Below are 16,836 nucleotides of genomic sequence, written 5' to 3'. Positions count from 1 at the left end.
ACATGTCGGATGAGTTCGAGAAAAATCCGCCCGTAGTCCTGGTGGTTGATGATACGGCACCGAATCTGGGCCTGGTCGTAGACTTTCTTGAGGGGAGCGGTTTGCACGTCTCGATTGCCCGGGACGGTGAAGAGGCGCTGAGTCGCGCGGCCCTCGTACGTCCGGACCTGATCCTGCTCGACGTGATGATGCCGGGTCTGGATGGGTTCGAGGTTTGCCGCCGTTTGAAAGCGACCCCGGAAACGTGGGACATCCCCGTCATCTTCATGACCTCACTGTCGCACACCGAGGACAAGACCGTGGGGTTCCAGGTCGGGGCCGTTGACTACGTCACCAAGCCCTTGCAGATGGAAGAACTCCTCGCGCGAGTGAGAACCCACGTGAAGTTCCGGCGGCTACAGAAGGTCCTGCAAGAGAGCAATGCACGCTTGCACGACGAGGTGGAGAGGCGGCAGGCCGCCCAGGAGGCGCTGGTCGAGATGATCAGTAGCGTGCGCAACACATCGAATGCAATCGCTCACGATTTGCGAACGCCTCTGACTGAACTCCGGACGCGGATGGAGGTGATGATTCTCGATTTGAAGAAGAAGGTCGACGCCGACACGCTTGAGCGCCTGGAGGGTTCGCTCACCGATATCGACCGGGTGATCAGCATTTTTAATGCCCTTCTTCGTCTGGCGGAGATCGATGCAGGGGTGCGAAGGTCAGGCTTTGTTGCGAGCAATGTTGCAGATATCGTTTCCGAAGCGGTGGAGTTTTACCAACCGCTAGGCGACCTTCGAGGGATTGCCCTGTCGCAGACTTGTCCCGCCGAGCTGGAAGCGGTTGTGGACCCGCTACTGATTGCGCAAGCAGTCGGAAACGTGATTGATAACGGACTGAAGTTCGCATGTTCGCGCGTGCATGTGACAGTGAACGAGCGCGAAGGGCTCATCGAGATTGAAGTAGCGGACGATGGCCCGGGCGTTCCTGCTGCCGAGAAGGCGAAGGTAACGGAGCGCTTCTACCGGGGCGATGCGAGCCGGGGAACGCCGGGCGTCGGGCTCGGCCTCGCGCTCGTGAAAGGTGTCGCAACGCTGCATAGAGGCACGCTGACACTGGTGGACAACCATCCCGGACTCGTTGTGAAGTTGACGGTGTCCTGCCGATCCGACTATCGCCTCGAGGGGCAGCACTGAGAGAGGTTTGTGGCCGTGCTCGCCCCGAAAAGGGGCGAGGTCGGTGCGAACGAAGCTGCCGCGCAGTCGCATGTATACTTGTCGGCCCTGTTGCGCGATACGCGGCAACTTCGGTTCGTAAAGCATGAATAAACTTGTTTCCTATGTCAGCTCCATTCATGGGCTGTCCGGCCCTGTGACGATCGTGCGCCAGGACGTTTCAACGGAGACCTGGCGCGAACAGGACATCGAAGTTCACAAGCAGGAAATCACCTTCGCTTTCGACAACGGCGCGGTGATTCGCCGATCCCTCGAGTGGGATCAGGTGAGCTCCGATGCGCTCTGCGCCGAATGCTGGATCGACTATGTCGTGATCCAGCATCCCGCCGGCCTCAGCATCGATCCGGCGAGCCAGAGATTCGACAACGTCTGCCGCGAAACCTTCTGGCTGCGTTATCACACCGCATGACGTTCGCCCGGATGTCCGTCCAGTCAGTCTTGCCTCGCGGCCGCGTGGCTCTCGCCAAGCGCACCGTAAAAGACGCCGCCAATGATTGCGACGCCCAGTGCCGAGCCGATCTGAAACGTAGAAATCACAACCCCTGAGGCGAGTCCGGCATGCTTTGTCGGGACTCCGCCAATGACCGCCTCGATGCGCCGCTGCGGCTTGCATCGCTGTCGACATCGTGCGACCTGCGCAGTCTCGCGACCCGCAAGCTCGACGCAGCGGGGATCGCCTGGATCGACGTGTTCATAGGCGGTGGCACGCCGGCCGTCACCGTCGCTGTCTCGGCCGGGCTTGCCGTCGGTGCGTTCGCGCAGCGGGTCGCGCCGGTCGGTGTCATCGAAGTCGGCGCGCTGCTGGGGCTCCCCGCGCTTCCTCCTTCGGAAATCGTGCTGCATTCGAGCCTCTCGGATACGAGGTCGCGTGGAGCGCTGCGCACGATTGCCGCTGCGTTTCGCGAACATCGAGCGGCGATTCGATACTTGGCGTTGAGAACACTCCGTCAGACAAGCGCATCACCTGGGCCCGCCAAGGAGGTTTGATGACGTCGAGTCATTAAACAAATGACACCCACGCTCTCGCGAAATCACCACGCCACACAGAGAATGCTTCCCAACACGGCATCCGCCGTAATCGAGGAGAACAGCATGTTTGCAATTACCGGTGTGACAGGACAGGTGGGCGGCGCGGCGGCACGCGCGTTACTCGACGCGGGGCACGCGGTGCGCGCCGTGCTGCGCGACGAAAGCAAGGCGGCACCGTGGCGCGAGCGCGGCGCGGAGGTGGCGATCGCGTCGTTCGAGGACGCCGACTCGCTCAGCGCCGCGTTTCGCGACACGGCCGGCGTATTCGTGATGATTGCACCGAATTTCGCGCCGCAGCCCGGTTATCCGAACGCGCATGCGGCGGCCGCGATACTGAAGGATGCGTTGTCGAAGGCGCGGCCGGGGCGGGTGGCGGCGTTGTCGTCGGTGGGCGGGCAGCGCGATGCGGGGCTCGGCCTCATCACGCAGGTGCATATTCTCGAACAGGCGCTCGCCGATCTGCCGCTTCCGACCGCGTTCCTGCGGCCGGCCTGGTTCATGGAAAACTCGTTGTGGGATATCGCACCGGCCCGCAACGCCGGCGTGATGCCGAGCTTTCTGCAGCCGCTCGATCGCGCGTATCCGATGGTCGCGACCGCGGATATCGGCCGCGTGGTCGCGCAGGCGCTCACGCAGTCATGGCAAGGGCGGCGCGTGATCGAGATCGAGGGGCCAGGGCGCTATACGCAGCACGAGATTGCCGCGCTGCTCGCCGAGGCGCTCGGGCGGCCCGTCGAAGCGCAGACGGTGCCGCGCGAGCAGTGGGAGGCGCTGTTTCAGGCGCAAGGCACGGAGTGGCCCGCGCCGCGTATCGAGATGCTCGACGGCTTCAACTCGGGGTGGATCGATTTCGAGCAGGGGGTGAACGAGCGGGTGATTGGCATGACGTCGTATCGGACGGTGCTGGAGGAGTTGGTGAAGCGGGCGGGGTAACCAGGCCTTAGGCGGGATGCGCGCTCACGGTGGCCGGACGCTGTTAGCCCGCCTCGCAGCCGCGCCCCGCGCGCGTGCTAATCTTGCTCCCTTCGCGGACGTCCCGCGTCAGAGCAGACACCATGACGGAAGCCTTCGATCCGGACGGCATCGAGCAAGCGGTCTTCGTGGTCGGCGAACGCCATGCGACGCTGGACGAGCCGTGGCGCGCGTATCGGCGCGCGCGTCTGATTTACGTTAGCGAAGGCGTGCTGACCGTGCGCACGGCATCCGGCCGTTGGGTCGTGCCGCCCGCCCGCGCGCTGTGGATCGCCGCGAATACGCTGCACTGCCTGCACGCGACGCGGCCGGTGCAGTCGTATTCGCTCTACGTCGCAACCGATGCCGCAATGGACGCCACCGACGACTCCGCCGCCGCCGCCGACGCCGCGCCGCTGCCCGCGCAGACCGGCGCGCTGATCCCCGACACACTGGTGCAGGCGCTGCTCGCCGCCGCGGCCGATCTGCCGCACGATCGCGCGCCCGACGAACCCGCCCGCCGTCTGCTGCAGGTGCTGCTGGATCGCGTCGCCGGCTTGTCCGCCGCGCCGCTTGGCTTGAACTGGCCGGCCGATCCGCGCGCGCGGCGCATCGCCGAGGCGCTCAGCGCGAATCCCGCGCAATCGCTGGTGCTGGAGGAACTCGCCGCGGCCGCGGGCGTGACCGCGCGCACGGCCGCGCGTTTGTTCGCGAAGGAAACGGGGCAGACCTTTGGTCAATGGCGCCAGCAGTTGCGTCTGCTGGCCGCGCTCGAACATCTGGGCGCCGGTGAGAGCGTCACGCAGGTGGCGCTCGAAGTCGGCTATAACGACGTGTCGTCGTTTATCGCGGTGTTTCGCGATGCGTTCGGCGACACGCCGGCGCGCTATTTCCGCTGACGCCGCTTCGTGGCCACCGCGCGAGCGTCGCCGTCGCGCGAGAACGAATCTGCCTCAATGGGCGCCGGCCGCATCCGGTCCACCTCCGCCCTTGGCCGGCCGCGTGATCCAGATCAGCGGAATGATCAGCAGGAAGATGATCGCCGACACAAAGAAGACGTCGTTCAGGCCCATCATCGCGGCCTGCGTGTTCACGGTGAAATCGAACAGCGCATTCGCCGATTGTGGATTCAGATGCAGCACCGACTGCGTGTTGTCGATCTGCTGCACGAACAACGGGTTGTCGACCGACGCCTGCTCGGTGAGCCGCACATGATGCAGTATCGTGCGGTTGTTCCACGCGGTACCCGCGATCGACGTGCCCACCGCGCCGCAGAACACCCGCACGAAATTCGACAGCCCCGCCGCCGCCGGAATCCGGCTCTGCGGCTGGCCGGACAGGATGATCGCCGTCAGCGGCACGAAGAACAGCGCCATCGGAATGCCTTGCAGCAGCGTCGGCAGCACGAGGTGCCACGTGTCGATCTCGATCACGTACTTCGAGCGCATGTAGAACACGATCGCGAAGCCGACGAACGCGACCGTCGAGATCACGCGCGCGTCCGAGTGCGGCAGCACGCGGCCGAGTATCGGCGCAAGAATGACCGCGAAGATGCCGAGCGGGGCGGTGACGAGGCCGGCGTCGATCGAACGGTAGTTCAGGTACTCCTGCATCCATTGCGGCAGCAGCACGAGATTGCCGAAAAATACCCCGTAGGCGATCGAAATCGCGATCGTGCCGCCGAGAAAATTGCGCTGCTGAAAGAGCCGTAGATCGACGATCGGGTGCTCCTCGGTCAGCTCCCATACGAGGAAAAACGCAAAGCTGATCAGCGCGACGAGGCCGAGAATCGTGATCACCGGCGACGAGAACCAGTCGAGATCCTTGCCCTTGTCGAGCATGATCTGCAGCGACGCGACCCACGTGATCAGCAGGCCGAGGCCGACCACGTCGATCGGCGGCTTGCGCGTCGGCGATTCGCGGGTGCGGTAGATCATCCACGTGACGCCGGCCGCGAACAGGCCGACGGGGATGTTGATGTAGAAGATCCATGACCAGCTGTAACTGTCGGTGATCCAGCCGCCTAGCGCCGGGCCCGCGATCGGGCCGACGGTGGCGGTCATCGCCCACAGCGCGAGCGCGGTCGACGACTTCTCCTTCGGATACGAGCCGAGCAGGATCGCCTGCGATAACGGAATCAGCGGCCCGGCCACCGCGCCCTGGAATACCCGCGCCAGCAGCAGGATCGGCAGCGTCGGCGCGATGCCGCACAGCCATGACGCGAGCGTGAAGGACAGGATCGCGCCGACGAACAGCTTCACCTGGCCGATGCGTTGCGTGAGCCAGCCGGTCAGCGGAATCGCCACCGCGTTGGAGGCCGCGAACACGGTGATCACCCACGTGCCTTCGTCGACCGAGACGCCGAGGTTGCCGGAAATGGTCGGAATCGCGACGTTCGCGATCGACGTGTCGAGCACGTTCATGAACGTGGCGAGCGCGACGGCGATCGTCGCGAGAACCAGCCGGCCGCCTTCGAGAGGCGCGGGCGGCGACGGTGGCGCGGGTGGCTGAGGCGACGACGACGCGGAATCAGGCGCGGCGTTGGGCTGGCTCAAAAGGCGTTCTCCGGAGGTTTTGCGGCGGACGGCGCGAACGGCGTGAGGACGGACGGCGAGGGCGCGCGACTCGCAATGCATGCTCGGCGCAGGATGCCGTGGACCGTGCACCGCGGCGGCGGGTCCGTCGATGCGCAAAAGCATACCCGCAATCGCCGGCCGGCGTCGGCCACGGCAGCAGCCGATGCGGCGCCCGACGGCGCGAAACGCGGCACGCGGCGTATGCTCGCGGCTGAGGCTGCGTCAGCAAAGGCCGAAACGTACACCCAATCCCACGGAAAAAAGGACCCCACCATGAGCTGGCAACAATTCGAACACGGCTGGCGGCGCTCGCCGCAAAACACGCCCGCGACGAGCCTCGTCGTGCTGATGCACGGCGTCGGCAGCAACGCGCGCGATCTGATGCCGCTCGCCGACATCTGGAGCGAGGACCTGCCCGGCACGGCGTTCGTGTCGCTCGACGGCACCGATCCGTTCGACGGCGGCTTCGGCGGCCGCCAGTGGTTCAGCCTGCGCGACGTCGGCGCGGCGAACCGCGAGGCGCGCGTCGCCGCCGCCTATCCGGCGCTGCGCCGCGTGCTCGACGCCGAGCTCGCGCATTGGCAGCTGTCTTTCGATCGGCTTGCGCTGGTTGGCTTCTCGCAAGGTTCGATCATGGCGCTGCATCACGTCGCGTCGAGCGTTGAGGGCGCGGCGGGCGTCGTCGCGTATTCGGGGCGGCTCGCCTCGCCGATCGTGTCGTCGAACCGCGCGACGCCGCTCACGCTCGTCCACGGCGAGAACGACGAGGTGATCCCGGTGCGCGAACTCGAATCCGCGGCCGACGCTTTCAACTCCGCCGGCTATGCGGTCGACGCCTACGTGCTGCCCGGCGTCGGCCACACGATCACCGCCGACGGCGTCGCGCTCGGCCGTGATGCGCTGGAACGCGCGCTGGGCGAGCTGTCGCGCGATTGACACAAACCCACTAGAAAGTGGCCCTAAAGATTCTGATGGGCTTGCCGTCATACGGGCAATAGCTTGAAAATCACCCCCGCCGTGCGGGAAGCGCAACGCCCAGCGGGGCGTGTCGCGCGGCTTCGGGGTACCGGGGGCGCATTTCCAGACCGCCTTGGACGGCGCATAACGACACATCAGAGCCTGCATATGGCCAGACCGACGCCGCATTACCCGCTCTTTGAGCGACTGTTCCGCCACGCCGTGGCGGTGGATCTCGGCACGGCCAACACCCTTATCTATACCGACGACGGCGGCATCGTGCTGAACCAGCCGTCCGTCGTGTGCTTCGAGACGCAGCCCGCGAGCGGGTCGAAGCGGATCGCCGCGATCGGCGCCGAGGCGCGCCAGCTGCTCGGCCGCGTGCCGCGCAATCTCGAAGCGGTGCGGCCGATGCGCCACGGCGTCATCGCCAATTTCTCCGCGGCCGAACACATGATCAAGCAATTCGTCGACATGGCGCGGCCGCGCCCGCTCTTCAGCCGACGCGCGGCATTCACGCTGTGCGTGCCGGCCTCCGCGACCCACGTCGAGCGCCGCGCGATCCGCGAAGCGGCCGAGGCGGCTGGCGCGTGGAAGGTCAGCCTGATCGGCGAATCGCTCGCGTCGGCGCTCGGCGCGGGCCTGCCGGTGGGCGACCCGACCGGCTCGATGGTGGTCGACATCGGCGGCGGCACCACCGAGGTGGGCGTGATCGCGCTGGGCGGCACCGCGTATAGCGGCTCGGTGCGCGTCGGCGGCGACAATTTCGACGCGGCGATCATCAGCTACGTGCGCAATCTGTATGGCGTGCTGCTCGGCGAGCAGACCGCCGAGCACGTCAAGAGAGCCATCGGCTCGGCCGTGCACGACGTGCCGCTCGAGCAGATGAACGCAACCGGCCGCAGCGTCGACGATGGGCTACCGCGCACGGTGCAGTTGAGCAACCGCGATATTTCGGAGGCGATCGAAGGGTCGCTGAGCCAGGTGATCGGCGCGGTGAAGCGTGGGCTCGAATTGGCTCCCGCCGAACTCGTGACGGACATCGCGCACAAGGGCATCGTGCTGACCGGTGGCGGCGCGCTGTTGCGCAATCTGGGGCGGCGTTTGAGCCGGGAAATCGGCCTCGACGTGCACGTCGCCGACGAACCGCTGACCTGCGCGGTGCGTGGCGCGGGCGCGGCGGCCGCGGCGGGGTGGGTGGACGAAGCCGGGGACGCGTGAGCGGTGGATAAGGGCTTCACTACAGCTCGGCAAAAACCCGGCATTCGGTGGCAAGGTAACCGGGTTGCTGCTCACCCTTGGCAAGGCGGGCTGCAAATGGACGCTGCGCGTTACCGGCCCTGTGACGGGCAAGCGACGCGATGCGGGCCCGGCGTGTCTCCCGAGGTCTCTATTGCGGACGCATGTGAAGGCGCTTGCGATGGGCCGTTCGATCGACGCTGGCAAACACTCAATTAACGAATGCGACCGCGAACAGGAAGCGGCCAGCGTTGCCGCCGCAGCGCTCCCGTTTCAGAATGCCGCGCACGCGCTTCCCAGTGAACTGAGACCCTCCGACGCGGAAAAATATTGACATTTCGTTGACCGAAGCGGAATCCAAAAATCATCCATCGCCCATTCCGTACCCCTGTGGATGCCTGCTAGCGTAGCAGCCCCAACAACTACAGAGGACACCGGAATGTCGTATCAACAGGATTCGGACGGCGTGCGGGTGGTGCTCAGTGCGCCGCAACTGGCGGCAGTGCTCTCCCGCCAGTCGATCAGCCCCACGGAGATGCTTTCCAACCGGCTATGGGGCGGTTTGCAGGTGGTCGGCGGGGTGCTGGAAATGGTCGGGGCGGCGGCTCTGTGTGTGCTGCCGGAACCGACGATGGCCAGCAAGGCCGCGTGTGTCGTGTTCGGCGTGCATGGCTCAGATACGGCGTCGGCCGGTCTACGCCAAATCTGGACAGGCCGGGATACGGCCACGCTGATACAGCAAGGTACGACGAAACTGGCCGAGGCGATGAAGGCCGGTCCTGACTTGGCGAACAACATCGGCCTGTCAGTTGATATGGTCGTGCCGTTCGGCTTTGCCGGTTCGATCAGGGCGGTACGCGCCGCCAGCGTTACGATGGGCCGGATCAATCTGATTGAGCATGAGGCGCAAGCTGGCAGCCGGATTGGTGGGCATACAATCGCAAAGCATGTGGGACGAACCGAGGCGCAATTGCGCGCCAGGCTGGCTGCTGAAAGTCGCATTGACATCGCATCCTCATTTACGAATTTGCGCGCCGCTGAAAGTGCAGTTTCAAAGGTTATGCAATTCAACTCTGCGAGGGTGAAGGCATGGGCGGCGACAAATGACATACGTCTATGTCTGATTCATGACGTAGGGTCCCCTGCAGGGTATGGAATGACTCGATCAACAGGGAAACTCGTGCCGTTGAGCAAGGTTAAAATGTTTATAAAGCGCGAACCCCACAATGGCATGCCGTACTACATTCTCACAGCGTATCTTGAGCTTTGATGCCAAAATTTTTGACCGGCAGGAGAAGTTAATGAAAGTAATTGTGAGCCACCATATCGACTGCAGTGACCGCGATGAAAATGGAATGTATGAATATTATTACGAGTACGATATCTATGAATTTGTCGAGGGAAATGTCAGTTATATAGTCAGGGCCTATATGGACGAACCAGGCGACGCACACTTCTTAAAGATGAAAGGAGACGGCGACCAGGATTGGCGAATAATGATGGAGCCAGACAAAGATGAGCCTCTGTTTAAAGAGGTCGTCGAACATCTAAAAAATATCGGGAAACCCAATATACGGTGCTTTATGGGGCGCACCGGTTATGTTGATCTTTAGGAAACGGCCCGACTGATGAAGTACTCTCCAGGCGAGTAATATCCTTGTCGCCACCCGTCAGTGGTTTAATGAAGACGCCTGCCCGACGCGTCGCTGACGCTTATGTGACAATACGCATCGCGTCCCATTTTCAGGGACACCGGTACGCTCATTTCCCAATGCCTGTAGCCGGCTCCGCCCGCATTCCCGCGCCGATGCCGCTGTCCGTAGCTCACCCGTGAATCAATCCGTTTCCGCTTCGTCGCTGTCGTCATCGCCATCCTTCATCGGACTACGCAGCGGCTTGCGCATGCCTTACGTCGAGGCCGGCGACGGCGACTTGCTGCTGTTCGTGCACGGTTCGTTGTGCGACTACCGCTACTGGCAGCCGCAACTGGCCGGCCTGTCGAAGCGCTATCGCTGCGTCGCGGTCAGTCTCACGCATTACTGGCCAGTGACCGATAGCGCGGCGGGCCTGCCGTTCAGCTGGAGCAGCCACGCCGATGAAGTGGCGGAGTTCATCGCGCGTTTCGGCGCGGGGCCCGCGCATGTGATCGGGCATTCGCGCGGCGGCTGCGTCGCCTATCATTTCGCGCGACGCCATCCCGAACACGTGCGCACGCTGACGCTCGCCGATCCGGGCGGCCCGCTGCAGATCGCCGGACGTCCACCCGCGAGCGTGCCGGAGACGGTCAACGCATTGCGTGCGAAAGCGGCTCGGTTGATCGAAAGCGGCGAGGTCGAAGCAGGCCTGCAACTGTTCGTCGATTCGGTGAGCCGCCCCGGCTTCTGGGCGATGAGCACCCCGGGTTTTCGCCGCATGGCGACGGACAACGCGCACACGCTCGCGCGGCAATTCCGCGATCCGCTGCCCGCCTACATGCCCGAGGACGCGGCCGATCTGCGCTGCCCGGTCCTGCTGATCGACGGCGAGAAGAGTCCCGACATGTTCCACCGCACGGTGACGGCGTTGCAGGGATGGTTGCCCGATGCGCGCCGCGAAACGGTACGCGGTGCGTCGCATGGCATGAACCTCGCGCATCCGTCCGCGTTCAATCGTTACGTGGATGATTTCATTCAGGCGATGAGCGCGCGCTGAGCAAGTGAAGCGAAGATCAAGGGCGATCGGCCGGCGCGCACCGCCGATCGCCCGTTACTGCATCAGGCCTTGCGATGCGCGTCCTTGTCGAGCGCGCGTTCGGCCGCCTCGCCGACGAGCCCGTGATAGTACAGATGTACGCCGATCGCGAGCGAGTCGTTGCGGATTTCGTGGAACACCTTCCACGCCTTCACCGGGTCCTTGAACAACAGATAGTGCGCTTCCTGCGCGATCAGATCCGCGACTTCATGCAGGCCGTGTCCATGCAGCACGTCGACGAGCGTGTCGAGACTGCGATGCGTGCGCGCGTCGGTGCGCGGATAGAGCATGTGCAGCACCGCGACGTCCTGCGTCTTCAGCGCCGCCGACAACGCGACGACGATATCCTGATGATTCAGCGCGGTGACCGTGTGGTCTTCGGTATGGACATGATCCGGAAACAGCGTTTCGAGAGAGACATTCATTTGTATTCGTCCTGCTTTTCTGTGTGATCAAAAAAGCCCGCTTCGAATCACGGGCCGCAAGCATCAATGCACGGATTGAGTATCGCAGATGGATCCACGCCGACGCAGTGTGCTGGCAGCAAAACATTGTTGCGGCTGGTGTTCCGACTTTCGTGCAACTTTCATCGGCATCGCGATGCACCCGCCGCGTGCCGACAACGAATGTTGCGCCCAAGGAGATGGACTGTTGCGATCAATCGACGCAATCAACGACACGCCGACCCGTAGAATGCGCAGCGGAGCCTGAGCATGCCCGTACTTCTTCGGGAGCGCCGATGTCGCGCCTCGCCGTACGACTGCGATGCATGCCGGCGCGAGTGCGGTATCAAGCAAAAGGAAGACGTACATGAACTCGAAGTCACACGCAACGCTGAGCTTTTCCGACAGCGACCAGACCATCGATCTGCCGATCTATCAGGGCTCGCTGGGCCCCGACGTCATCGACATCCGCAAGCTGTACGGCCAGACCGGCAAATTCACCTACGATCCTGGCTTCATGTCGACGGCGGCATGCAACTCCGAGATCACGTATATCGACGGCGACAAGGGCGAACTGCTCTACCGCGGCTACCCGATCGACAACCTCGCGCAGAACGCCGACTTCCTCGAAACCTGCTACCTGCTGCTGAAGGGCGAACTGCCGAACGCCCAGCAGAAAGCCGGGTTCGAGAACACCGTCACGCAGCACACGATGGTGCACGAGCAGATGCACTTCTTTTTCCGCGGCTTCCGTCGCGACGCGCACCCGATGGCGATTCTGGTTGCGGCGGTCGGCGCGCTGTCCGCGTTCTATCACGACTCGCTCGACATCACGAACCAGCAGCATCGCGACGTATCGGCGATCCGCATGATCGCGAAGCTGCCCACGCTGGTCGCGATGGCGTACAAGTACAGCGTCGGTCAACCGTTCGTGTATCCGAAGAACGACCTGTCGTACAGCGCGAACTTCATGCGCATGATGTTCTCGAATCCGGCCGAAGAGTACGAGGTCAACGACGTGCTGGTGCGCGCGCTCGACCGCATTCTGATCCTGCACGCGGACCACGAGCAGAACGCGTCGACGTCGACCGTGCGTCTCGCCGGTTCGTCGGGCGCGAATCCGTTCGCGTGTATCGCGGCCGGTATCGCGTGTCTGTGGGGCCCGGCGCACGGCGGCGCGAACGAAGCCGCGCTGAACATGCTGGAAGAGATTGGCTCGGTCGACAACATTCCCGACTTCATCGCGAAGGTGAAGGACAAGAATTCGGGCGTGAAGCTGATGGGCTTCGGCCACCGCGTGTACAAGAACTACGATCCGCGCGCGAAGCTGATGCGCGAAACCTGCCACGAAGTGCTCGAAGAGCTGGGCCTGCACGACGACCCGCTGTTCAAGCTCGCGATGGCGCTGGAAAAGATCGCGCTCGAAGACGAATATTTCGTGTCGCGCAAGCTGTACCCGAACGTCGACTTCTACTCGGGCATCGTGCAGCGCGCGCTGGGCATTCCGACGTCGATGTTCACCTGCATCTTCGCAATGGCACGCACGGTCGGCTGGATCGCGCAGTGGAACGAAATGATCGCCGATCCCGAGCAGAAGATCGGCCGTCCGCGTCAGCTGTTCATCGGCGAGACGCTGCGTGAAGCGAAGCCGGTCGCGAAGCGGTAACAGGCCGGATAGACGCCCGACAACGCGTTCAACGACGGTCGCCAACCCACGGCTCACGAGGCCGTGGGTTTTTTTACGTTCCGTGCATCCTGCCGCCTGCACATCCCGTGCCACCGAAAACGCCGTCAAAAAACGGCCCAAAAAGCCGAAACTCCGAGGCGATAAGCTCGTCTCACGCGGAAAGAGCCTCTACAATCGGATGGGCCGGCCAACCGGGGGCCGGCCAACCGGGGCCCGGGTGACGGGGCAACCGGGCAATCCGGCGGCCGATCCGAGGCGAGACCCGAAGTGCAACCAAACGCAGCAGCGAATCCATAGGAGCGACCTTGATACAGCAGCCAGAAGCCCTCGGCGGGCTGACCCACTCGGGCGGCGTCGATCATCGCGAGCCCGAGCAGGACGGCGTTTTCATCCCGACGGAAAACCTTAACGTCGCGAGCGCTACGCAGCACGTGCTCAAGTCGGGCGACACCTTCATCGTCAACGATCCGCTCGGCGATATCACCGGCCACGACGATGGCCTGTTCGTCAACGATACGCGCGTGATGTCGCAACTGCGCCTGACCTTCGGCGGCCGCGCGCCGTCGCTGCTGTCGGGCAGCGTCAGCAGCGACAACACCAGTTTCACCGCGCATCTGACCAACCGCCCGCTGCCGCCGCTCGGCGGCGACAGCACACCCGAAGGCGTGATCCACGTCGAGCGTGTGCGTGTGCTGTCGGGCACCGTGCTCAACGAGGCGATCGAGCTCACGAACTACGGCACGCACGATGCGACCGTGCCGCTGTCGATTTCGTTTTCCAGCGATTTCCGCGATATGTTCGAAGTGCGCGGCCTGAAGCGCGACAAACAGGGTCGCGTGCAGCCCGCGCGCATCGAGAATCAGGAGGTGCTGCTCGGCTACATCGGTCTCGACGACGTGGCGCGCAACGTGCGGATCGCGTTCTCGCCGCAGCCGGACAAGCTGTTCGCCGACCGCGCCGACTACACCGTCAAGCTGCCCGCGCAGGCCTGCGTGTCGATCTATCTGTCGATAGCGGTGCATGTCGTGCCGATGACCGGCAAGCCCGGCGCCGACGTGTCGCAGCCGATGCATGCGTTGAGCGAAGCGCATCTCTCGCAGATCGATGCGGAGCGCCCGCGCGTCGGCCGCACGGCGGTACGCGCGGCAATGGTGGATGCGCACCTGGTGATGCGCGAGCGACGCAACGCGAGCGCGCGCGTGCGTTCGAGCAATCCGCTGTTCAACGCGTGGATCGACCGCTCGTTCGCCGACCTCGGCCTGCTGACGACGGATCTCGCGACCGGCCCGTACCCGTACGCGGGCATCCCATGGTTTTCGACCCCGTTCGGCCGCGACGCGGTGATCACGTCGCTGCAGACGCTGTGGCTGCAACCGCATCTCGCAGCCGGCGTGCTGCGCTTTCTCGCCGAGCATCAGGCGCGCGAGAACTCGCCGTTTCGCGACGCCGCGCCGGGCAAGATCATGCACGAGATGCGCAAGGGCGAAATGGCCGCGGCCGGCGAAGTCCCGTTCGCGCTGTACTACGGCGGTGTCGACACCACGCCGCTGTTCATCGTGCTGGCCGGCGCCTACGCGGCCCGCACCGGCGACGTCGGCTTGATCGACGAACTATGGCCGGCGCTCGAACGCGCAGCGCAGTGGGTCGCGGGCGTGTGCGACAAAAACCGGCACGGGCTGCTCGATTACCAGCGCGAATCGGATGGCGGCCTCGCGAACCAGGGCTGGAAAGACAGTCACGATTCGGTGTTCCATGCGGACGGGCGTTTCCCTGACGGCCCGATCGCGCTCGTCGAAGTGCAGGCCTACGCGAGCGCCGCGTTCGACACGATGGCTCACTACGCGAAGCTGCGCGGCCTGCGCGACGCGGCCGTGCAATACGCGGAGCGCGCGAAGAAGATCCGCCGCTGCGTCGAAGAAAAGTACTGGATGGACGAGGTCGGCTTTTACGGCATCGCGCTCGACGGTCATGGCGAGTTGTGTCGCGTGATGGCATCGAACGCGGGGCATCTGCTGGCGTTCGGCCTGCCCACGCGCGAGCGCGGCGAGGCGGTGGTGCGGGCGCTCGACTCGACGCTGTTCCACACCGGCTGGGGCGTGCGCACACTGGCCGCGAGCCAGGCGCGCTTCAATCCGATGGCATATCACAACGGCTCGGTCTGGCCGCACGACAACGCGCTGTGCGCGCGCGGGCTGTCACGCTATGGCGGCAAGGCGTCGGCCGTGAAGCTGCTGCAGGCGCTGTTCCAGGCCGCGGTCAATTTCGACATGCGCCTGCCCGAGCTGTTTTGCGGCTTCCCGCGACGCCGCGGCGAGCCGCCCACGGCCTATCCGGTCGCGTGTTTGCCGCAGGCATGGGCGGCGGGCTCGCCGTTCATGATGCTCGAGGCGTGTCTGGGCATCACGATCGACGCCGAGCGCCGCGAAGTGCTGATCGAACAGCCGATGCTGCCCGAAGGTATCGACTGGCTCGAGGTCAGCGATCTGCGGGTCGGGGATGCGTCGGTGTCGATCACGTTCCGCCGGATCGGCGAGAAGGTGGTGGCGTCGGCGGAGCAGGGCGATGTGAGGGTGGTGGCGCTGCTTTGACGCCGACCACGGTAGCGGGCATCGATGTTGGCGGCGACCGGAAGGGAAACCATCTGGTCGTCCTGCGCGGCACCGAGATCGTGAGCCATCTCGGCAACGCGACCCCCGAACAGATGCTGGAACGGTGTCGCGCATTCGGGGTGGCGGCGGTCGGCATCGATGCGCCGTGTCGTTGGCGAACAGGCGCCGCGGGACGACTAGCCGAGAAGGCGCTCGCGCGGCAGCGAATTTTTTCGTTTGCGACACCGGCTCGCGAAACGGCGATCGCCGGCAAAAGCGGCTTCTACGGATGGATGTTCAACGGCGAGCGCGTCTACGACGCATTCGTCGCGCACTTTCCGCTTTTCAGCGGCGGCGAAAAAATCAATGGCCGCGTGTGCTTCGAGACATTCCCCCACGCGATCACGTGCGCTTTCCTCGGGACGGACGTCGCATCCGCGAAGCAAAAGGGTCCGCAGCGCCGGGCAATCCTCGAACGGGAAGGTATCGCAACAGCGTCGCTGACTTCGATCGACGACGTCGACGCGGCGCTATGCGCGTTGGCGGCACGTTATCTGCTGGAAGGCAGAGTCGATACATACGGTGACGAGCCAGGCGGATTCATCGTGGTGCCTGGACTTTGACACTCACATTCTGGGAGGACGGGTGCACCTGGCACGACGATTCGGAGTATTGCTGCTTTCCATGGCGGCGTTGGGTTCGACCGCGGCATCGGCGAACGACATTCAGTGTGCAACCTCGCAGCAACCCGCTGAGCGCGTCATTTGCGATCACGCGATCCTGAACAACGAGTACGACGACATCTTCGCGCAGCAACAGGCTCTTCTGAGCAGCGGGAAACTCTCGTCCGCGCAACTGGCGAAGTGGCGGCAGGCGCGCAACGCCTGTATCGATGTGCACTGCGTGGATGGGGTGTTCGCGCAGTGGAAGGCGATGGCCCGGTCCGTCGACGTCGCTCAGGCGGCCGCGCCTGAGCCGGCCGCGCCTGAGCCGGCCGCGCCTGTCGTGACGGCCTCGGAAGCGGCGATGGCACCTGTCGGTCCCAATCCCGAAGCGCCTCCAGCCGTATCTGCGTCTGATGCATCTCAGGTGTCCCAGGCCTCGCCGACATCGGAGGCTTCTCTGGTGCGTCAAGGGAGTGCCGCCGGTGTGGCGCTTCCGCAGCCCGTCGCGGCGGAGGCTTCCGCGCCCGTGGCTGCCTCGGCGGCTCCCAGCCAGAGCGAATCTCGTGGCATGACCGGCATGAGCGACATCAGTGGCGGCCTGATCGTGGTTCTGCTCGTCGCGCTCGGAGCCGGTGTGTTCTTCGCGCTTCGGAACCGAAGCAGAGCGACCGCAAAGAAGACGCAAGGTAAGAACGGGCGATGAGGTGATGCCAACGCGCTGGCCTCGCGCACGAAACCGCGCTTTGACCTACTG

General features: G+C 64.3%; 17 protein-coding genes. 14 read left to right on the top strand and 3 right to left on the bottom strand.

From position 1 onward, the window contains the following. The first annotated feature begins 2 nt into the window (after positions 1-2). Together OKW30_RS32800 and OKW30_RS32795 are read left to right on the top strand one after the other, a co-directional pair. Complete coding sequence (locus OKW30_RS32800; RefSeq protein ID WP_429348672.1) at positions 3-1,178, top strand: hybrid sensor histidine kinase/response regulator; 1,176 nt, start codon at positions 3-5, stop codon at positions 1,176-1,178. 175 nt (positions 1,179-1,353) lie between these two features. After that, on the top strand, positions 1,354-1,626 hold the full coding sequence (locus OKW30_RS32795) for a hypothetical protein (protein ID WP_311539117.1): 273 nt from the start codon (positions 1,354-1,356) through the stop codon (positions 1,624-1,626). Between the two features lie 23 nt (positions 1,627-1,649). Here the strand turns inward: OKW30_RS32795 and OKW30_RS32790 are convergent, their stop codons facing one another. Further along, on the bottom strand, positions 1,650-2,060 hold the full coding sequence (locus tag OKW30_RS32790) for a hypothetical protein (protein ID WP_429348671.1): 411 nt from the start codon (positions 2,058-2,060) through the stop codon (positions 1,650-1,652). Between the two features lie 249 nt (positions 2,061-2,309). On the opposite strand from OKW30_RS32790, the gene OKW30_RS32785 reads away from it, so the two are divergent. Together OKW30_RS32785 and OKW30_RS32780 are read left to right on the top strand one after the other, a co-directional pair. Further along, complete coding sequence (locus tag OKW30_RS32785; RefSeq protein WP_184062529.1) at positions 2,310-3,179, top strand: NmrA family NAD(P)-binding protein; 870 nt, start codon at positions 2,310-2,312, stop codon at positions 3,177-3,179. Between the two features lie 122 nt (positions 3,180-3,301). Then, on the top strand, positions 3,302-4,096 hold the full coding sequence (locus OKW30_RS32780) for an AraC family transcriptional regulator (RefSeq protein ID WP_429348670.1): 795 nt from the start codon (positions 3,302-3,304) through the stop codon (positions 4,094-4,096). Between the two features lie 54 nt (positions 4,097-4,150). Here the strand turns inward: OKW30_RS32780 and OKW30_RS32775 are convergent, their stop codons facing one another. Beyond that, positions 4,151-5,752: a DHA2 family efflux MFS transporter permease subunit gene (locus OKW30_RS32775; protein ID WP_429348669.1), complete on the bottom strand. Its 1,602-nt coding sequence runs from the start codon at positions 5,750-5,752 to the stop codon at positions 4,151-4,153. 294 nt (positions 5,753-6,046) lie between these two features. Here OKW30_RS32775 and OKW30_RS32770 point away from each other — a divergent pair, with 294 nt between their 5' ends. The 6 genes from OKW30_RS32770 (at position 6,047) to OKW30_RS32745 (ending at position 10,660) form a co-directional block, all read left to right on the top strand. After that, the gene (locus OKW30_RS32770; protein ID WP_187610792.1) at positions 6,047-6,709 is read left to right on the top strand and encodes an alpha/beta hydrolase; all 663 of its coding nucleotides are present in this window, start codon (positions 6,047-6,049) and stop codon (positions 6,707-6,709) included. Positions 6,710-6,898: 189 nt separating this feature from the next. Next, the gene (locus tag OKW30_RS32765; RefSeq protein WP_429348668.1) at positions 6,899-7,951 is read left to right on the top strand and encodes a rod shape-determining protein; all 1,053 of its coding nucleotides are present in this window, start codon (positions 6,899-6,901) and stop codon (positions 7,949-7,951) included. A gap of 64 nt (positions 7,952-8,015) precedes the next feature. Next, complete coding sequence (locus tag OKW30_RS32760; protein WP_184062519.1) at positions 8,016-8,303, top strand: hypothetical protein; 288 nt, start codon at positions 8,016-8,018, stop codon at positions 8,301-8,303. A gap of 105 nt (positions 8,304-8,408) precedes the next feature. Beyond that, positions 8,409-9,239 carry an RNase A-like domain-containing protein gene (locus tag OKW30_RS32755; RefSeq protein WP_429348667.1) on the top strand — a complete coding sequence of 277 codons (831 nt, stop codon included), beginning with the start codon at positions 8,409-8,411 and terminating at the stop codon, positions 9,237-9,239. A 31-nt stretch (positions 9,240-9,270) separates the two neighbouring features. After that, positions 9,271-9,582, top strand: coding sequence for a hypothetical protein (locus tag OKW30_RS32750; RefSeq protein ID WP_184031263.1), 312 nt, complete (start codon positions 9,271-9,273; stop codon positions 9,580-9,582). Between the two features lie 217 nt (positions 9,583-9,799). Continuing rightward, positions 9,800-10,660, top strand: a complete 861-nt coding sequence (locus OKW30_RS32745; RefSeq protein ID WP_429348666.1) for an alpha/beta fold hydrolase — start codon at positions 9,800-9,802, stop codon at positions 10,658-10,660. Positions 10,661-10,722: 62 nt separating this feature from the next. On the opposite strand, the gene OKW30_RS32740 is transcribed toward OKW30_RS32745, so the two are convergent. After that, a complete protein-coding gene (locus tag OKW30_RS32740; RefSeq protein WP_184031255.1) occupies positions 10,723-11,124 on the bottom strand; it encodes a hypothetical protein in 402 nt (133 codons plus the stop codon). Positions 11,125-11,509: 385 nt separating this feature from the next. Between OKW30_RS32740 and gltA the strand changes: the two genes are divergently transcribed. The 4 genes from gltA (at position 11,510) to OKW30_RS32720 (ending at position 16,785) form a co-directional block, all read left to right on the top strand. Then, positions 11,510-12,808, top strand: a complete 1,299-nt coding sequence (gltA, locus tag OKW30_RS32735) for a citrate synthase (protein WP_184062514.1) — start codon at positions 11,510-11,512, stop codon at positions 12,806-12,808. A gap of 329 nt (positions 12,809-13,137) precedes the next feature. Next, on the top strand, positions 13,138-15,417 hold the full coding sequence (locus OKW30_RS32730) for an amylo-alpha-1,6-glucosidase (protein ID WP_184063344.1): 2,280 nt from the start codon (positions 13,138-13,140) through the stop codon (positions 15,415-15,417). Next, positions 15,414-16,040, top strand: a complete 627-nt coding sequence (locus OKW30_RS32725; protein WP_429348665.1) for a DUF429 domain-containing protein — start codon at positions 15,414-15,416, stop codon at positions 16,038-16,040. Before OKW30_RS32730 ends, OKW30_RS32725 begins: the two co-directional genes overlap by 4 nt. 61 nt (positions 16,041-16,101) lie before the next feature. After that, positions 16,102-16,785, top strand: a complete 684-nt coding sequence (locus OKW30_RS32720) for a hypothetical protein (RefSeq protein ID WP_429349208.1) — start codon at positions 16,102-16,104, stop codon at positions 16,783-16,785. Positions 16,786-16,836: the final 51 nt, after the last annotated feature.

Source organism: Paraburkholderia sp. Clong3, assembly GCF_050436485.1.
GTDB classification, from domain to species: Bacteria; Pseudomonadota; Gammaproteobacteria; order Burkholderiales; family Burkholderiaceae; genus Paraburkholderia; species Paraburkholderia tuberum.
This window is presented reverse-complemented; position numbering and strand designations above follow the sequence as displayed.